General features: G+C 43.5%; 13 protein-coding genes. All 13 read right to left on the bottom strand.

Features of this window, described 5'->3' with window-relative positions; all coding sequences use genetic code 11:
- Nucleotides 1-96 precede the first annotated feature (96 nt).
- Nucleotides 97-3,279 (bottom strand): hypothetical protein, encoded by a 3,183-nt coding sequence (locus tag BP97_RS0106345; protein WP_028548342.1) that lies wholly within the window; start codon nucleotides 3,277-3,279, stop codon nucleotides 97-99.
- Nucleotides 3,280-3,564: 285 nt separating this feature from the next.
- Nucleotides 3,565-5,298, bottom strand: a complete 1,734-nt coding sequence (locus BP97_RS0106340) for a glycoside hydrolase family protein (protein WP_028548341.1) — start codon at nucleotides 5,296-5,298, stop codon at nucleotides 3,565-3,567.
- Nucleotides 5,299-5,348: 50 nt separating this feature from the next.
- Nucleotides 5,349-8,258 carry an ABC transporter permease gene (locus tag BP97_RS0106335; protein ID WP_028548340.1) on the bottom strand — a complete coding sequence of 970 codons (2,910 nt, stop codon included), beginning with the start codon at nucleotides 8,256-8,258 and terminating at the stop codon, nucleotides 5,349-5,351.
- 12 nt (nucleotides 8,259-8,270) lie between these two features.
- Nucleotides 8,271-9,305, bottom strand: coding sequence for an efflux RND transporter periplasmic adaptor subunit (locus tag BP97_RS0106330; RefSeq protein WP_051620410.1), 1,035 nt, complete (start codon nucleotides 9,303-9,305; stop codon nucleotides 8,271-8,273).
- A gap of 195 nt (nucleotides 9,306-9,500) precedes the next feature.
- Nucleotides 9,501-10,901 (bottom strand): S-layer homology domain-containing protein, encoded by a 1,401-nt coding sequence (locus BP97_RS0106325; RefSeq protein WP_028548338.1) that lies wholly within the window; start codon nucleotides 10,899-10,901, stop codon nucleotides 9,501-9,503.
- A 203-nt stretch (nucleotides 10,902-11,104) separates the two neighbouring features.
- Nucleotides 11,105-12,433 carry an ABC transporter substrate-binding protein gene (locus BP97_RS0106320; RefSeq protein WP_028548337.1) on the bottom strand — a complete coding sequence of 443 codons (1,329 nt, stop codon included), beginning with the start codon at nucleotides 12,431-12,433 and terminating at the stop codon, nucleotides 11,105-11,107.
- An 87-nt stretch (nucleotides 12,434-12,520) separates the two neighbouring features.
- Nucleotides 12,521-13,849: an ABC transporter substrate-binding protein gene (locus BP97_RS0106315; RefSeq protein ID WP_028548336.1), complete on the bottom strand. Its 1,329-nt coding sequence runs from the start codon at nucleotides 13,847-13,849 to the stop codon at nucleotides 12,521-12,523.
- A 35-nt stretch (nucleotides 13,850-13,884) separates the two neighbouring features.
- Complete coding sequence (locus BP97_RS0106310; RefSeq protein WP_028548335.1) at nucleotides 13,885-14,892, bottom strand: hypothetical protein; 1,008 nt, start codon at nucleotides 14,890-14,892, stop codon at nucleotides 13,885-13,887.
- 119 nt (nucleotides 14,893-15,011) lie between these two features.
- Nucleotides 15,012-16,325: an ABC transporter substrate-binding protein gene (locus BP97_RS0106305; protein ID WP_051620409.1), complete on the bottom strand. Its 1,314-nt coding sequence runs from the start codon at nucleotides 16,323-16,325 to the stop codon at nucleotides 15,012-15,014.
- A 383-nt stretch (nucleotides 16,326-16,708) separates the two neighbouring features.
- Entirely contained in the window at nucleotides 16,709-17,401 is a 693-nt protein-coding gene (locus BP97_RS0106300; protein ID WP_028548333.1) for a hypothetical protein, read from the bottom strand.
- Between the two features lie 25 nt (nucleotides 17,402-17,426).
- Nucleotides 17,427-18,137 carry a hypothetical protein gene (locus BP97_RS0106295; RefSeq protein ID WP_028548332.1) on the bottom strand — a complete coding sequence of 237 codons (711 nt, stop codon included), beginning with the start codon at nucleotides 18,135-18,137 and terminating at the stop codon, nucleotides 17,427-17,429.
- 36 nt (nucleotides 18,138-18,173) lie between these two features.
- Nucleotides 18,174-18,902, bottom strand: a complete 729-nt coding sequence (locus BP97_RS0106290) for a hypothetical protein (protein ID WP_028548331.1) — start codon at nucleotides 18,900-18,902, stop codon at nucleotides 18,174-18,176.
- Nucleotides 18,903-18,935: 33 nt separating this feature from the next.
- Complete coding sequence (locus BP97_RS0106285) at nucleotides 18,936-19,901, bottom strand: carbohydrate ABC transporter permease (RefSeq protein ID WP_028548330.1); 966 nt, start codon at nucleotides 19,899-19,901, stop codon at nucleotides 18,936-18,938.
- Between the last annotated feature and the right edge of the window lie 2 nt (nucleotides 19,902-19,903).

Below are 19,903 nucleotides of genomic sequence, written 5' to 3'. Positions count from 1 at the left end.
AAATTAGTAAATCCGATCTTGATTATAGGCTGATTTAGCCGAAACCTTGTAGTATTAAAAAGGCCTCTGCCGAAGTCTCGGCAAAGGCTTAGCAAACTATTTCACACTAAAGATGAAATTTTTAGGCTTATTATTTGGACCGTCGCCAACAATTGTAAAGCTTTGCAAATTCACTTTACTAGCGTCATAAACTCCGCTCTTCGGTTTAAATACGACCTTATAATCATCCGTCATGTAGAAAGTGTCCTTATCCTCCTCTTTTGTTCCTGGTTTATAGGTAATATCCTTAATAGTAAGAGATACTCCGAATATTCCTATGAATGGTGTAAGTGAGGTACTTTGAGTGCCTTTATCAAAATCCGCTTTGTTCGTAAAGCTATTGTTAGTCGTATCGGTTACTGTAACCTGTTTAACCAGCTTATCATCCCAAATATAGCGGCCATCAATGGCTTTGGGGTCAACGTTCGTCACCGAATTCTCCTTAAGCGTCCCCCCCATCTTTAATTCCCTGAATTCCAATTCGGAAGCAAATGAACTAAAATTGGCTTTTACGATTTTTGTACCGACCGGTGTATTCACGATAAGTATGGCATCCGTGCTTCCCGGATTCAGTCCGACGATCTTGGTTGGATTATCAGGTTTGTCGAGCGCAAACAGATTCGTATTGGTGAAACTCACTCTTGTAATCACTGGGGCAGAGCCTTTGGGGAAAGTGATTTCATTTCCTAGTTTATCTTTGGCAGCAACTTCAATTCCTTTGTTTGCCATTTCAGGCTTGTTTTTAAATATATACTCCCCATCCTCCTGGGTAGCTTTTTTATCTTTTCTAGAATTATTATTTTTGTTATCTAGCAAACCATGGTCTACAAGATATTTTCCAACGGCAAACAAGCTCGTATCCGATTTTACAAAGTAGGTCAAATCCTCATCAATTTCCTTTAACGTGTAGCTTTGTGCCTGTGCCGATATGGTTTGGAGCTCCGTTTGAATAGGCCATTTAGTTGGATCGGCCTCCTTAGGATCTCTCTTTGCTTTTAACAATGTCGTGACCACTTTATAAACACCCAGTTTTTTGGCATCCGCCATCAAAAAAATACTATTATTGCTAACTTGGCTTGCTTTTACTCTTATGGTAGGATTCGCGTCATTCAGCTGAAGCTTCGTGTTTCCATTAAAGTTTCCCGTAAATGCACCTGCTTCTCCACTTACTTTTTGGAGCCTGAATTCTACTTGATATTCATCGGGGGCGGTCTTAAATTCTGAATCATATTGGTCTTTGATAGCGTATTTTATAGTTTTAATAGGATCTGTTACTCCTTGTATTACCGTGATTGTTTCTGCCGGTTCGAACCCTGACTTCTCTAAGCTTTCGGCCACTCGCGCAGACTGAATTGTATACTCAGCTGTTGCCCTTTGATTGGAATCCTTCAACAATACGTCGATTGACGCTGATCCAGTTTTTGTGGCTTGAACGACCACCTTGCCCTTGTTGGATCCGCTTAGGCCAATCGTTTCGCCGTCAGCAATAGACCCCAATTTAAAGACTCCAGTACTCCGCACTTGAATCTGTCCCGCATTATATAATGCTGCGATTTCATCTGCTGTAAAACTATACCCTTCGGCATCTCTTATTTCCAAAGTGATCCCTACGTCCGCATCCCCCTCTGCCAATTGGGAGGTTAAATCCGCGATTTTAAGACTAGCTGCTTGTTTGGGGGCGAACACGGCAATCTCTTGCTTAACAGTCTCACCGGAGCCTAATGCCATTAAATTCAGGGTAGTGCCCTTGTCTTTGTCGAAATCGTCCCTGGCAACGAGCTCCAGCTCAGGGTAATTGTCATTATCGTAGTCGACGAATACCTTGTTCTTAACATTTTCAAAGAGCGATTCGCCTTCAAATCTTGTAATAATCCCTCGGTCCAATTCCTCGACATCATCAACGAGACATCCATATTGATCATACGCCTTAAAGGGTAAGTACACTTTCCCCCCCGGCTGCAGCTGCTTATTGTCTTTATAAATCAGTTTGCCCAATTCGATCTTTGAGACAAAAACCCGGTCTCCGACCGTGAAATTCTTGCTTACCGTCAAATTATGCTGTCTATCATATATGGAGATAAAAACGGCAGAACCACGTCTTTCTTGGCTTAGATCAAGCCTAAAGGATTGTTGGCCCGGTACATATTGCATGCCGATTCCTGAGTTGACTCTAATATCAAAAGCTGCAGCAGGGAGATTAGTTTGTTCTCCGTATTGGTTTATCTGCTTAAAATCAACGATCACCTTCGAGCGGGCCAATTGGTCCGATGAATTCGTAAATTTGAGTTCTTTGATTGTTTCATCCTCCACTGAAAAATCCGCTGTCTTTTTTAATACGGCTGCTTCATCCACCCCCGACAATTCAACGCTATAGCTTCCTTTCGTCAATTTTGTCTCCAATATTATAGTCGCACTTTTTTTATCTGCAGACCATTCCGTTGTTCCTAAGATAGCGCTGCCATCTTTCTTGACGGATAAAATGGCTTTAGCTGCATTTACCGCATCTACCGCAGTTTCAAAGGTCACCGATACTTTGCGTGCCCCGGTTGCTTTTGCCTCTGTGATAGTCACTTTGCTCGTTTCGCTTTGCCCCCCCAGAACCTTTCGTGTTTCAAAAGCGGACTCTACCAGTGTTCTGCGGGTAACAACCCGGTCCGTACCGTGAAAACGACTATCATCGAGATTCTGCATAATCTTCAACTGCAAAGCAAGTGTGACAAATCGGCTTGCCGCTTTATCCACCTTATCCTCATCTCGGACACTATCATCCGTGATCGGTGTAACATTTCTTGCTTCATCTACCTTGCCGAGCCCGTAAATCAAGAATTTGGCAAGATCCTGCCGGCTTACGAATGTTGTCGGATCAACCGCCATTCCATCTTCATTGATAAGCCCCAGTGCTCTAAAAGATTCCACATATTCATCTGTAAGCGCTTTATTTTCATCTCCGGAGAAAATGATTCTTGACGCCTGAACGAAATCATCTCGGGTAACCGGCAGGTTAAATCCGTAAGTGTTCTCCGATTCCGGTTTCAGGACACCGCCTTTAATAAAGAGATCAAACTTGTCCTTCAAATCCTGGGGCATCATTTTTAGATCTTCGTAATCATCGGACGTTTTTATTGCTTTAGCTTCATCTGCCGTTACTTTTGCAGCTTCATTCTCTGCGTAAGCAAGCGGTAAAACCGATGTCGACAAAAGGAACAAAGATACTGCACATGCGATGTATTTGTTGTTCATACAACACACCTTCCTTCTTTGATTTAGAAACCATTTTTATAAATCCCTCTGGACTACATGAATCATGACTTCAATCTGATCACCCCCAATGACTCCATATCGCTTCATAGCATCGTTTTAATAACGAGTGCCTTCTGTTATTAATAAAATAGTATGAAAACGAATTTGCGTTATAGGGGATTAACAGCTAATTTATAGGCATATGTTTTCCTGAATGAACCGTTGAATCTTATAGTAAGAAGACAGCCGCCCTTTCGCAGCAGACGGCTGTCCACATCTTGCTTATTACCAATAGAACTCCTTCTCCAGCCTGCGATATTGTCCTGATTTCATAGGCGCTTGATTCCCTATTTGACGATGATTGTAAAAAGGATGATGTGTCCCTCCAGGACTCAGATGAATCACATCGTCTCCACGCCACTGAGTAATGAACTCCTCACCTACCGCTTTTTCAACCGTCTGACGTTGGCTTACTGGGAATGTCACAGTAATTTTCTCGCCTTCTTGCGCTCCCCCCAAGTTAAGAAATCTTTGATTTACCCATATGCTTGGATCGCTCCCAGCTTGAGTCCGCACAGTGCCTCCTTGCTCGCGTCGAATCAATACTTTCGCATAACCAGCCCATTCAGGGATACGAATCAACAACCTCGACACATTCTGATGAATTTCCAAATCTACTCGGCCCTCATGCGGAAGATGGCTGCTTACATCCAGCCAGCGAGAGCCACGATTGAGTAAAAAGTTCACGCTTACCGTGCCATTATGTTCCGTAATGGTATTGCTCCAGCCCATAAACAGTCCTCGCGTTCCCGAACCGATGCAGCATGTTTGCAAGTCGCTTGTATGCCCCCTGCCCCCACTCACATCGCAGCAAAAATCATTCGGAGCGGAATACCCAGCAAACGCACCTCGCGTCCTATTAGCCACTTTAAAGTAAGATTTTAAACCAACATCATCATTTGCCTTGTTATCAGAATCAACGACCCAGTCCAGGTTAAGCAGCTGCGATTCGGTCAAGTGGTTGCGTAAGAACCGTTCAACGACGCCCCAATACTCGGTATAGCCACTTAGAGCTAGAGTAATCCCAGTTGAAATTAGATCGACTAAAGAGCATGTTTCATGCTCAAAAGCCTGATCGTGTATGTCTCCGGGAGTCCATCCAAAAGCAGTGGACCAAGTAAGAGCCCAATCATAGCTCTTCTTGACAAAATGGGTGATGGAGGCATCACGGGTGTGCCAAGCATAACGAGCTAATGCATCCAGTGTTCCGATTCGGGTATGAAAATGTCCGCTACGATAAGCGAGAGAGTCATTGAAGCTGCCATCTGGGTTAAATACTCCGCTGCGACGAATGATTAATGCCGTAAAATATTGACATAGCTCATATGCATCGGAGTTCCCCGTCAATTCGTAGTATTTCAAAAGCGGCATGATCAGTCTTCCGCTGAATGCAGCAGGATCTGGTGCTAGCCTAAGTTGAACCGCATTGGCGGAAGGCCAACCGTTTACGGTGTATTCAGATGCCGGGTAATACCAGACATCTCTTTCTTTGATTGCAATTCTTTTGAGTGCGGCTACATGTTTGTCTGCAACCTGCTTGATTTGGCGATCCCCGGTCGACATATACCATGAAGTTAAGGCGAGAATAACCGCGCGTTGATCAATTAAATTCGCAGTTGGCTCCCAAGGTGCTTTCGGATTTTTCAACCGGTAGCTTAGGCCGTCTTCTTTAAAGAAGCCCAAGAAGTTTTCCCGATATTTGGCCTCAATGTCCCTCCCTCTTTCATCCCCGGTCATATGTCTGGCCAAGATGAGCGCATCGATTAATCGTCCATGACTTGAACCGTAATCCCAGTCTCCATGCGTTAAATAAGCCGGTTGCTCCATTAAATTCGCTGCGAAAAATGGAATATACCCATGATCCTCATCCGCCATACCTATGATGGCTCCAAGAACGTGTCCCGCTCGCTCCTCTAACATAAGGGTATCAGGAATTTGTTTTAGCTCATTCGTGTTCATTCTTTGCACTCTCCTTTTCTGTAATAAAATTTCCAAATTGATGCTGGTGGTTAATCCTCACCTAGCTTGACAGCCTGATGTATCCGGATTCGCGAGACGATGTGTGAGAGGATGATCAAGCCGGTCGTTATCATTACGGCAACAACCCAATAGAGCCGAACCTGATCATGAGGATCAAACGTCACTTTAAAAGGCGGTACCTGAGTTTTCGGGTCAAAAGACATTTCGAATAATGGCACGAACAATTGACTCGCAATACCCCCTGTAGAGATTCCGATAACGATGGCTGCTCCAGAAATTAATACTTGTTCCCCTATCAGTATCACGAGCAGTTGGAAGAAGGATATGCCCATTGCTCGTAAAATACCGAACTGAAGCGTTCTTGCGTGAAGTGACAACACCCAATATAAGAGGAAACCGAAAAAGCATATGCTTATCGATATTAAAAAACCTAAGGTCATGACGCCGTTTATAGCCATCTGGAATGGATCCTTAATCGCTTTAATCTGCTCTTGCTTCGCATCCCTTAGGGCTTCGATCTGATATCCGTGGTCCATAACCGCTTTATATACCGCTTGACTGCTTGCATCCGGCTTCAGCTTCAGCCATACCTCGTATGGCTCCAAAGCCAAATTATTCTGGATATATGGCAAATGCCCGATTACGAGCATTGGTTTTTTTACTTTTGTCGCTGTCCCTGTTTTGGAGGACACGGTTATCGTGTCGTTAGTTCCAGGGTTAGGATTCCATGACGGCCAGTAATCAACCATGCCGTACACAGTGAACTGCGCTCCTTCTATACCCGACCAACCAAGTGTTATAGTATCTCCAGACTTTAGATTGTACTCCTCTGCCATCGATTTCGATATTAATACCGCCGAAGGTTTGGCTGCTATTAAGTTTAAATAATTATTCATGTGATGATCGAGCAGCCCTGCGCGCATCCAGCTTGTTTGACCGAATTCCTTCGTATCGATCCCCATAAGCTGGACCGTATCTTGTGATTTACTTCGAGTAAAGGTCGCATCTTTTTTAATGAATACTTTGGCGGCATGCTCTACACCTGGAAGCTGGGTGAAAGGGAGAAAGGACGGCTCCGTATACTGTGTCTTGTGTGGAGCGGGAGTCCCGAAATCCGTGTTTTCCTCTTCTTCCTCACCTCCTTCCTCCACTGACAATCCTGTCAATATAGCTGGAGGCGCATCATTTTCCCATCGTATTTGCATCGTAATATCCGCACCGGCTGAATACCGGATTTTATCCGTTGTGTTTTTGTTAATAGTCCTGGTAGCGCTGGCACTAAACAATCCGGTGGCTATGGTAATGATCAAAAATACCATAATAAATTGATACTGCAGGGTTGATCGACTGACTTGGATTAACGTGAAATACAGTGCTGGAGACCACCATCGCCTACCCATTCTGTAGATTAGTTTCATGAACCATGGATAGAGTCGAAGCACAAGTAGTCCCATCCCCAATATGAAAATGGCAGGAATAAAAAACAATAGTGGATCCACCTTCAAATCACCTGATTTTAAGCCGAGTGACAGTAGATCTTTTATTCGTGTTTTGTAGGTATATAAACCATACAAGGAAATGCCGATCAAGATGATGTCGATAAAATAAATGTGCCAAAAGGAACTCTTCTCCTGGCGTGCCGACTGCTGTTTATGCCCTACAATCGTAACCTTTGTAGCTAGAAAGACAGGGATAAGTGTCATCACTAATGAGCTTCCGACAGCAATCAGAGCATACAAGAATGCATCCTGATTTAGAGATACATCCAGCTTTGCCCTCTGTACAAATTCTAGGAACCCGCTGGAGGCACCCAATACTTTGGTTAAATACATACCTACATACGGACCAATACAAAAGGCAACGGAGCCCAACACCAAGCTCTCCATAACATAACCAAAAATGATCTGCAAACGGCTCGCACCGCGACTTCTCAAAACGGCAATTTCTGTTTTCTGGCGCTCTGTAATCAGATTGGCTACCATGTACAAATAAAATCCAAGCATTAGTACCACGGGCACGTTCAGCGACCAGAGCATCATCTTCAGATTCGCTTCTTTAACGTAATAGTTGCCAAGGGTTTTTAACGCCGGCGCGTTATAATTATGCGTTTCGTAACGCTCATCCATATGCTTGTCGATCATAAAGTGCGTTGAAATGAACGAGTTGACGGTTACTAGTTTCATTTTTTTATAATCCAGTGCCCAGTACCAATAGCTTGACTGCACATGGAGCTTGCCACCGTTAGTGAAATTTTTTTCAAACAATGTAAAATCAATTAAAAAGCTGTTCTTGTAGCTGCTTGGAATGTTATACCAGAACACATCCGTGTAATCCTTACGATCCAATACGCCTACGGGCTTAATTCGTATCGCCTCATTCGTATCTTCGTCTTGGATTACAAAGACTGTGTTAAGCACCATTCCCAATTCTGTCAAAGCCTCGGGCACGACAAGTGCTTCGTAGACCCCGTCAACAGGTTCCTTAACCGGCATATGTCCGTCTACAAGTTTTATATGGCCTTCAATACCGTCAATTGCAGTAATATCTGCAGAACGTTGCCTGCTCATATCCACTTTATCAGGTTCGGCTGGCGTAACATTGTATCTTTGTGAGGATCTTTCGCGAACATAGTATTGCTCGGGAATACCGAATCGGTTTCCTATTCTTTTCAAAAAATCATCGGTTTCCGAGAGCTTGACTTTCTTATCCTTGTCCTGCTCAGCAGGCAAATTCACCGACAGCCAATAAATCCCTGGATATTGACTGCTGCTCGTCTGCATCTGCTGCAGCTCTTGAACAAGCAATCTTTGCAGTATCGCATTAGTATAAATAGGCATACTGCTTGTAAGTGCCACAGACAATATCAATCCAAACAGCAGACTAAGCTCTAGCCATTTATTATTGATCATCTTGCGCAGGATCATGATAAATATTGCCACGCTCTTAGCCTCCTAGTTTGCAAGAATAATTTTCTGCCCCTCACTTATTCCTTTGCGTATTTCCACTTCCGTTGCAGCTACAATCCCTTTCTCTACATCAATCTCTTTGCGGCTTTCCCCATCCAGAACCTGTACATAATCACGCCCCATGTAGCTGCGCAGTCCGGCTCTCGGTATGACAACGACTTGTTCTCTTTTTTCCGTAACGACCGTAATGTCCGCTTGAGAACCTATAGTTATTTCTTCAGGCAATTCTCCTTCAACATTGATAACCAATGATTTATTGTTTTTATCTTGTAGGGTTTTATTATCGCTCGGTGTGGCGGTCATAGGGGTTTGAACGACCCTCCCTGTATACGTCTTGTCTTTGATCTTCACCGAAGCATCCATATTGATTTCTACTCCTGCCAGATCATTCTGACTTGCGGCCGTATAGATAAGCTTCATCTGCGTAGGATCGGAAAGCGTCACCATTTGTTTGTATGCAGCAACCTCTTCTCCGGGTTTAATAGAATCAACGAAGGTTACGATACCATCGGACTTAGCTATAAGTTTGGAATTTTCAAGCTGAGTTTGCAGTGATTTCAACTGGATTTGTGCACTTTCCATATCTAGCATTTTGAGCTGTACGGATGGGTTGTCCGATCCTTTGTCGGCTACTTCCTGCACCAGCGATATCTTTGCCTTTTCAATCGCAATTTCCTGTACGCGTATCTTCGTTTCCAGCTCGCCGGTTTCCGTGGATGCGATGAGATCGCCAGCATTCACTCTATCTCCGAGCTTTACGTTTATCGATATCAGCTTCCCTGCGGAGGTTTTGTAATACAGGTAATCCGTCTTATCCGAGGCAAAAGTGGCAACCCCGGTAATTTGCTTCACAATGTCCGCACGTTTGGCCTCAAAGATACTTAGCGTTTCCTTGACAGGCTCAACAAGTGGAGGGGCTAGTTCTTCTTCTTCAACCGGCAATAATGAGCATGCGGTAAGGGACATCAGCATACCCGAGGTACACATCACAATGATAAATTTAGCAATCCGCTTTGACATCTTAACCATCCCCCAGTGACACACGTGGCTGCAAATGACACGGAATCGTTTGAAATTTTGTTATCCCCACCTTACTATGAAACCGTTATCTGAATTTAGGGGATTTATTTCATTTTTATAGGTTATTTGTTTCATCTACCGATGGATGTAAAAAACTCCAGCCCGTAAGCTGGAGTTTCGTCCTTCAGTAATATCTTATGGATTTTGGATGGCCCACAATGCTTGTGCGTCGAACAGCTTCCACAATTCGTTAGTAGCATTTTCCTTCATGGAGGATGAATTTGAACCGAAAGTTACGGTACGGGCAGCTACAGGTTCTCCCAGGATATTTTTCGAACCTTTCTCATAAGCGGCAATAACTGGTTTGGAAGAATCGCCTGCGGCTGTTGCGATAATGATAGCATCGGCGCTCGGCTTAGAATATCCGATAGTATCCGGTTCATAATAAATTTGCACATCTCCCTTTAAACCAGCCGCAAGAGGGTGATCGGAATTTGTAATCGTAATTTTCAATTGTTTATCGATATTTGTTTTTTCTGAAACGGAGGAGAAGTCAGCATCCCCAAAAGAAATCAGTTTGTTGTAAATAATCGGTATAGGAAGATCTTTCAGCTTTTTCTTGACATACTTGGAGTTTGTTGACGAACCGATAACGATAAGGTCGTAGCCTTCAAAAGCTTCAGGCGCTATTTTTGAGCTTGCCAAACGGCTTACTTCAAAGCCTAGCGATTGTAAACGGCTAATAAGAGGCTTCTCATCATCCGCCAACGTAGTTTGGCCGGATCTAATGTCACTTGTAACGATCGCTTTCTTACCCTTAGCAGACACTTTCGAAGTCGTTGATGATGAAGTATCCGGATTCGTTGCCGGTGTTGCCGGATTCTCCTTCTTTGGCTCAGGCGTTGTCGTTGGTGCAGGTGTTGGTGTAGAACTACCCTTTCCTTCAAACAGCTTTTTCGACTCATAGCTCGCAAGTACAAGCATCTTACGTGTAGCAGATGCTTTGCCCCCGAACGTCCCATCATCCTGCTTCGTCAGGATGTTCTTCTCCAGGGCAAGAGCGACATAGCCTTTCGCCCAATCATCCACTGTGCTATCTGTCACTGGGTTGGCTTTCTTAGCAGCATCATCTAACCCGAGTCCACGAATTAGAAACGTAGCAAGCTCCTGCCGGGATACTTCACCGGACGGATTATAGGTTGTACCTGTCGAATCATAACCGTTCGTAAGACCTGCTTTTTTCAGTGCCTCCACATAGGAGAACGACCAATGATCCATACTCACATCGGTAAAGGATGGAGTTGTAAGCGTTTTATCCATGGGCAATGAAAAAATAATTGCAGCTACCTTAGCGAATTGTGCGCGATCCATCTTCGATTCCAAGCCGAATGTATCATCAGTTACTCCGCTAAACACACCTCCACGGATCAACTCATCGAACTTGGTTTTCAAATCTTGCGGAAGGTCCTTCAAGTCTTTGAAATCATCTACACTTTTGACAGCTGAAGGAGTGTCAGCAGTTGCTGCAAAAGCAAACGGTAGTACAGTTAACGACAAAAGGAGGAGACATAATAAAGAAGAGAATAATTTTTTCATTCAACGCACCTTCCCAATTTTAATGATGGCAATTGACAACATTCTTAACTTGATCCTGATGTTTGTCCGGACGACACCTCCACAACAGCGTATTGTTCAATAATGAATTGTGTACTCTTTAAAAATAATACGAAACGACGAATACATTATAGGCGCTTAATCGCATGATTATAGGTTTATTGTTCCTTGATAGATACAAATGCTTACTTGTTGGCTGCTTTATTAAGCTCATCCTTAGCTGCTTTCTCAGCTAATATCGCTTTGGTCTCCCTCTCCTCCGTCATTCTCAGCGCTGTAACCGTGTCCTTGGATTCCAGGAAGATCAATGGTGCGAACACACCTTGTGTATTAACAAGATGATAAGTTAACCCCGGTGCACGAGCGGGTGTGGCGTCAGCATACTTACCGTAAAAAATGGACTCGGTATGCTTCCCCTTCATTTGTGGTAAATTTTTACCGAATGCTTCTTTTACTGCCTGAGTTTGCAGAGACCCAACAATCCCTTCTTTAGACAGCTCGATTTGGGCTTCTTCACTAAGCAAATAAGAAATTACCTGGAAAGCTTGATCTTTCTTAGTAGATTGTTTCGTAATATAAATCGAATTTACATTTGGCTGGTAACGCGTGTCTGGTAACTCGTTGAAAAAAGGAACCGAAGCTATATCGAAATTCAAATTCTTGTTGTCTTCATAGAACTTCACAATTCGATCTGAAGAAGCTATAGCCATGGCGATGTTGCCCTTAGAGAAATTTTCTACCGTATCAAATTGGTTGGCTGGAATTTCATAAAAGCGCCTCATATTGTCAACTAGCTTCTTCCACCCGTCCGTACTCAAGTTCGCCTTGTTCTCCGTCGAGTGCAAAGGATTCAAAGATAGCTGGTTATAGTTCATATAGTGGCCTGGATTTTGAGAATATCCTTTATACGTTATTTCTCCATCCACGCGAGTCAGCTTCTTGGCTAATTCATAAGCCTCGTCGTAAGTCATCCCATCTTTCGGATAGTCCACGCCGAATTTATCGAATATATCTTTATTATAAAAGAGGATATAATCCCCAATCTGAAATGGAAGACCATAAATAGCCCCTTCCTTGGTAATATTCTTCATTCTATCCATCGATGGCTTATTCAGCTTATCGGTATCGAAATTATACTTTTTGATCAGCTCTCTCATGTCGTATTGAAGGTCGTTGTCGATGATGTACCGATTTAAATTCAAGTGGGAATCATCCATAATGATATCGGGAATGGTACCTGCCGCAATCAAATCCTTATACTGCCGGCCCGGATTATCCCAGTGTATATGCTTAATTTTCAGATCTGGAAACTTCTTTTGAAGCGGTTGGCCAATCTGCCTTTGGAATATTTCTTCCTTGACATAAGAAGCAGGCCATACCGTGTAAATCAACAGTTCATTATCCGAAGAAGAAGGGGTCACCGTTTCAATGGTTCCAACAGCAGTTGACTTGCAGCCTGCAATCAAAAAGAATGCAGACACAACTAGCACCGATTTCGTTAAAGCTTTCTTCATAGTTAAAAAGCCTCCTTTTTAAAAAGAAAAGGCAGTCCTCAATGTAATGTTCTACTAAATGAGGATGCCTTTTAGGGTAGTGATGGATTATTTTTTCGCTGCCTTCTCGAGCTCTGTCTTGGCAGCCTTATTGGTTTCGATCGCTTTAGTAGATTGCTCTTCAATCATCCGCAATGCCGTTACAGAGTCTTTGGATTCTTTGAAAATTAGAGGAGCGAAAACATTTTGCATTGGGACATCATACCAGAGAAGACCTGCACCACGTGCTGCCGGAGGCATGGCTGTTTTGCCATTAAAGATCGCTTTCGTGTTCTTCCCACGCATTTGCGGCAGGTTTTGTCCAAATGCCTCTTGCACCGCTTTGGACTCCATAGGAACGATAACACCTTCCTTAGCCAAATCAACTTGATGCTCCTCAGAAAGAATGGCGGCCATTGCCTGGAAGGCAAGATCCTTCTTCGTGGATTGTTTAGTGAGATACATCGAATACAAGTTAGGTTGATATCTCGTATTCGGTGATTCGCTGAAAGACGGAACGGAAACGACATCGAAGTTCAAGTTTTTATTTTGCTCATGGAATGAAACAAGATGATCTACGGTTGCGACAGCCATGGCGATATTTCCTTTCGATGCGAACACTTCGACCGTATCGAATTGATTAGCAGGAATATCGTAGAAGCGTCTCATATTGTCTACGATTTTTTTCCATTCCGGAGTATTCAAGCTTGCTTTATCTTCCTTCAAGCTAAGCGGCGACAGAGAAAGCTGATTGTAGTTCATATAGTGTCCAGGGTTTTGTGAGAAACCTTTATAGGTCGTCTCTCCTTCAACACGGGTCAATTTCTTTGCGAGCTCATAAATCTCATCATACGTCATGCCATCCTTCGGATAATCCACACCAAATTTATCGAAGATATCCTTGTTGTAGAACAGAAGGAAATCATTATTATTGAACGGCAGCCCATATAAAGTACCTTCTGGCGAAAGATTCTTCATCTGAGCCACATGGGCCGGGTTCAATTTGCTCGTATCGAAGTTATATTTTTTAATTAAATCTCCGATGTCATATTGCAGATCGTTGTCAAAAATATATCTCTGCACATTCATACGAGTGTTATCGATAATGATGTCTGGAACCGTACCTGCGGCAATCAAATCTTTATACTCACGGCCTTTATCCCAGTGTACGTGCTTGATGGTCACATCCGGAAACTTCTTTTTCAAAAATTGTCCAATTTGCTTATCGAAGTTTTCTTCCTTTGCATAAAATGCAGGATATACCGTGTAAATGAATAACTCGTTGGGTGAAGATTTAGGTGTAGTCGGTTGTTCTTCACCTACAGGTAATGACGTACATCCTGCCAACATGGCTATCGAAGTAGTAAATAATGCAGTTCTCAATCCTATTTTGTTCATGATCTTTTAAAATCCTCCCTATTGCCGTTTCCAGTTTATTCGTTGTGCAGTGTCCATAAAGTAATATTATCCAAAAGCTTCCAACCGTTATCTGTTGTGTTTTCTTGCATACCGTTATTTAAATAAAAGAACGATACACGAGCTTTAACTTCATAACCGTTATCCGCTTTAGTACCTTTATCATAGTAATAAATCGCTGCTTTTGTTTTATCTCCCGGCGCTGTAGCAATTACTTTGGCTTCCTTGCCCGGTTGGCCAAAGCTTATTCCAATCTTAGAGCCTGTTTCTTTATATATATCCACTGTACCCGATAGGCCGCCCGCTACTTTATGCTTACTGTCCACTATATCGATAGATTTGACATTGAACACATTGGCGTTTTCTTCTATTGATGATAACCCTAGATAAAACATGGCTTGACTTTTTACATACACGGTTGGTATAGCAACTTCTTTCATAACACCTTCCTTAAGTATCTTGGAGTTCGTTGTTTGGCTGAAATAGATTAAATCAAAACCTTTCGTTTCATCAACGGTGAAGTCCCTGTCCGCCAGAACAGTAACCTTAAATCCAAGTGCTTTCAATCTATTGGCGACAAATGTATCCTCCTGGGCGTTTTCCCTTCCTACCATCAATAGTTTTTTTCCATTAGCAGATACTTCAGCCTTTTCCGGAGCCGAAGTTGGTGCAGGAGCTGCTGGTTCGGCTGCCTTAGCCGTTTCTTCTGGCGCTTTGGTTGCTGCCGGCTTTGGCGTCTCTGCTGCCGGTGCCTTCGTTTCCGCTGGCTTTGCTGTTTCTACAGGCCCTTTCGACTCCTCCGGCTTCGGTGTTTCCTCAGGTGCTTTCACATCATCTGGCTTAGGAGATGCTTCCGGAGCCTTGGTTTCCACTGGCTTCGGCGATGCCGTAGGTGATGGTGTCGGTGAATTCTGAGGTGAAGGTGTCGACAGCGTCCCGGAGTCCGCACTATTTTGCGAAGACCCACACGCCATCATGGAAATAGCCATCAAGGCGACGATGAATAAAATGAGAAAACGCTTCATAGCTTCCTATTCCCCCTATGTTTTTTGTTCATTCTGAACAAACAAAAGCCTCCAGCCTCACTTTCATAGTTCTTCTGGAGGTTTGATTATTCGGGTTTTACACTATTTAATACATTCCTCTATTTGTTCGCTGCTTTCTCCGTCTGAATCCCCTTCGTTGTAGATTCTTCGACCATCCGAAGCGCCGTAACGGAATCTTTAGATTCACCGAAAATTAAAGGCTGGAAGACGATGTGAGCTGGTACGTCCACATAAGTCAGACCGTTAGCACGCGCCGCAGGGGGCATAGCGTTTTTGCTCGCGAAAATGGCTTGCGTATGTTTGCCCTGCATCTGCGGTAAGTTTTTCCCAAACGCTTCTTGTACCGTTTTACTTTCCAGTGGACCGATAATGCCTTCTTTAGATAACTCGGTTTGCATTTCTTCGGACAATAGATACGAAATCGCTTGGAATGCCATATCTTTCTTGGTGGATTGCTTCGTGATATACGCAGAATACATGTTAGGCTGTGCTTTTGTATTCGGTAAATCGCTAAAAGAAGGCATAGAAGCGATATCGAAATTCAAGTTTTTGTTTTGCTCATACCATTGGATTATTTTCTCTGATACATGGACGCTCATCGCCATTTTCCCTTTAGGGAAATCGTCAACGGAAGTAAATTGGTTGGCTGGAATTTCGTAGAACCTTCTCAAGTTGTCAACCAGCTTCTTCCACTCCGGTGTATTCAACTCAGCCTTATCTTCCGTCAAGCTAAGAGGAGAGGCAGACCGCTGATTATACGTCATGTACAATCCTGGATGCTGCTGGTAGCCCTTGTATGTATTTTCTCCTTCAACACGAGTCAGCTTCTTGGCAATTTCATAGATTTCATCGTAGGTCATCCCATCCTTAGGATAATCGACGCCGAATTTATCAAAAATATCTTTGTTGTAGAAGAGAACCAAATCGCTTAACTGGAACGGTAGACCGTAAATCTTCCCTTCGGGAGTCACATTCTTCATCTGTGCCATCGCAGCCGGATTCAGCTTGCTCGTATCGAAATTGTACTTTTTGATAAGGTCAGTCATATCGTACTGAAGGTCATTTTTGAGAATATATCTTTGGAGATTCATACGTGCGTTATCGATAATGATATCAGGAATGGTCCCAGCAGCGATTAAATCCTTATACTCTCTTCCCTTATCCCAATGAACGTGTTTAATGGTCATATCCGGAAACTTTTTCTTCAAATATTGACCAATTTGCTTGTCAAACACTTCTTCTTTTGCATAAAAAGCAGGATAAACAGTGTAGATGAACAATTCATTGGGTGAGGATTGAGGCGTTTTATTCGCCTGTGGTTCATCCACAGGATTGGCAGGCGAACTCGTACAGCCTGCTAACAAAGATACGGTTGAAAGTATCGCTAATGAAGATTTCATTATCTTTTTCATACTTTGGTTGAGCCTCCTTTTCATTTAGGCATTATATGAACTTAGGAATAACCCTTTTGGATTTCTTAATATTAAAATAATAGGATCGACCTCCCCTTGTTGAAGTCTTTGGCCGTTATAAAGAACTCTCCTCCTCACAAAGATTGATTCACCTTGAAAACGCTTTGAAAATGAATCATAGTTGGCCAACGTCAATCGACTGATAGGATGTACTCTTACTTTATTACGAAATGTAAATGCATTCATTGGGGGAGATTTCATTTTTATAGGTTATTTGTTTCATCTTTTTCACCCTAATGTTAACTCAAGTGTTGATGCTTCCTAAAATAATAAAGGCCTCTTCTGAGCGAAGAAGCCTTAGCGTAGCACGTCATTTATATACCTTACTTATTCCCTGTTGCCCATTGGACGGCTGCATCGAACAGCTTCCACCCGTCATCGGTTTGATTAATTTCTTCCCCGCCAACCAAATAAAAGTACACTTGCCTTGCTGGAACAAGTTCGTTGCTTAACGTCTTTGACCCTTTATCGAAAGCGCAAATGACCGCCCTTCTCTCATCGTCGGGCGCAGAGGCAATAACAATACCATCTTTCGCTGGAACAATGAAACCGATCTTGCCCTCCGACTGATAGACATTTACATTACCGTTTAATCCTGCAGCCATCGGATGGTCGGCCTTTTTGATCACGATGGTCTTGCCGGTAAAATCCCCTTGATCCACATCCGACTCCTTACCTGACAGATCCACATCGCCCATATTCTGAGCTTCAGCATAAATGACAGGCACTGGAGAATTTTTGAGTTTGTTACCTACCTTGCCTGAGTTAACCGTGGAACTGACGAATACCAAAGAATACTGCAATGCTTGATCTGAGGTAAGGTCTTTGTCTGCCGTTACGTAAACCTCGTATCCAAGTCCCTTCAAATGCTTAACGGCCAGCGCATCCCCTCCGCCTTCTCTACCGACGAACAACGCTTTCTTATTAACGGGTTCTTGTGAAACCACAGAAGAAGAACAAGCCGTTATCATCATTACGACCACGATAATCGATAATATGCTTATAATTCGTTTCATCCGGCCATTTCCTCCTTCTTAGGAGTTACTGTTTCCCTAATGCCCATTTTACTGATGCATCGAACAACTTCCATCCAGCCTCGGTCTGATTTATCTCTTCCCCGTTAAACATGTAAAAGTAGACCTCGCGTGCTGCTACGGTATTCCCCTTCACATTTTTGGCGCCTTTGTCATAAGCAAAAATGGTCGATTTCTGCTCCTCATTAGGCACCGTAGCTATAACGATAGCTTCTTTACCCGGAATCGCGTAACCCATCTTCCCATTGTCCTTGTATACATCCACCATATCCTGTAACCCAGCCGCCAACTGATGCTTACTGTCCTTTATTTGAATCGTTTTGGCTGCATTCGCTCCCACCAGTGCCCCATATGCCTCGGTATCCGTCATCCCCGTATCGCTTGTCGACTGGGGCTCGGCATAAATGACGGGCACAGGAACATTCACGAATTTATCCTGTATTTTACCGGAATTAACGGATTCACTAACATATATTAACAATTGCCCTTTAGCATGATCTGTCGTAAGCTCTTTGTCGATTACAACCGTAACATCCATGCCATGCACTTCTTTCAACCGTTTAATTGTAATAGCGTCTCCACCGCTGTCTTTTCCAACGAATAGAACTTTGTTACCGGCATTCTTCCCCGCATCAGGTGATCCGGATGGAGAAGCATTGCAAGCCATTAGAGTGATGACCATGGTCATCGCCGCAATCATTCCAAATAATCGTTTCACACATTTACCTCCTATAATTGTGTTGGATGGCAACTTTTACTTCCCACCGTTGGCAGCAGCCCATTCCATTGCCGCGTCAAAGAGCTTCCAACCGTTGTCAGTCAACTTATTTTCTTCTCCTGTAGGCATCGAGAAATAAACTTGCCTCGCAGGAACAACCTCATTATTAATGTTTTTGGATCCTTTTTCGTAACCAAAAATCGTTACCTTTTTATTATCGCCACTGACAGGATATTCTGCGATCGTTACTGCTTCCTTACCAGGATGGAGACCGTATGAGATTTTACCGTCCTCCTTGTATATCGCAACAGTATCCTTCAACCCAGCTGCAAGCGGGTGCTTACTGTCGAGAATGTTGATCGTTTTAACTCCTTCTACTTGACCGAATTGCTGCATCCCGACCAAACCAGCCTCACTTGCAATTTGATTTTTGGCTACAACAAAAGGAACAGAAGAGCTTTTGAGCTTCGTATCGATTTTAGAGGAGTTAACGGATTCGCTGACGTAAATCACTCCATAGCCCTTAGCCTTCTCTACAGTGAAATCAACGTCCACTATGTCCATAACCTGATAACCCTGTTTTTTCAAGTGGCTGATAATGAAGGGATCTCCCCCACCTTCTTTTTTCCGGATCAAAAGCACCTTCTTAGCATTCGCCCCTGCATTAGCACTAACTTGTGCACTCCCCGTACCGCTCTGTGTGGAGCAGGCTATTAAAGAGCCCGCCATAACCACCGCAATAAGCAAAGCAAACAAACGCTTCATCTGCTTAATCCCCATTTCATTTTAAATTAATGCCTATTCTACCAAGCCGGTTCTTTCCACGCCTTCAATAAACCATCGCTGAGTGAACGTATACAGGATCATCGGAGGGATGATCATCAGGAATGTTGTCGCCATGCGAATGGACTCATCAGTTACCGAAGGTCCATATACCTCCGCCTGCTGCTTAAGCGCTGATGCGATTCGAGAAATACCCATGGATAAAGGCGCGGTTTCGATGTCTGCCAAGTACATGCTCGGCAAGTAAAAGTCGTTCCATGTCCAGATGAAGGAAAACAGAAATACGACCAATATCGCCGGTTTTGCGAGTGGCATCATCACTTTATAAAAAATTTTGTACACACTAGCCCCATCAATTCGCGCTGCTTCCTCCAGCTCCTTCGGTTGGGTGGAGAAAAACTGGCGATAGATGATGACGAACAGCGCCCCCTTCAAACCAAGACCAAAAAAAGCTGGAACGATGATCGGATAAATCGTATTTAGCAGTCCTAGCTCTCTGGCATAAATAATATTCGGCAAGATCGTGACCTGCATCGGCACAATAAAGGTCAGCAGCAGGAAGAAAAACATCAAGTTTTTGAATGGCACTCTCAATCTGGCAAAAGCATAGCCAGTAACAGCACATGACAGCGTCTGAAATATGGCAACGGAAAGCGCAAGCATCAAGCTGATACTGAGGGCCTTCGGATATTTGAGCCACTCCCAGGCATCCTGTAGGTTTCCAAGGTACACGATCCTTGGAAACCAGTTCACTGCAGGATCTAGCAGATCATCGGCATTTTTGACCATGGTGGTCACCATATGGAGTACAGGCTTCAAATAAATATAAGCCGTATCCAGCAAAATCAAATAAATGAACAGTCGGAACAGCAATCCCTTATCCGCTTCTCTGCCGATGATCCTATATCTGACATCGGATAACCAAGACAGCAGTGCGGGCTCTTGGCCTTTCTTCGTTCTTAAGCCGATCACAAGCTTCACCC

Origin of the sequence: Paenibacillus sp. UNC451MF (genome assembly GCF_000686845.1) — a bacterium.
In the GTDB taxonomy this organism is placed as follows: domain Bacteria; phylum Bacillota; class Bacilli; order Paenibacillales; family NBRC-103111; genus Paenibacillus_S.
The sequence above is the reverse complement of the archived record's forward strand: the minus strand, read 5'-3'. Positions and strand labels throughout refer to the sequence as shown.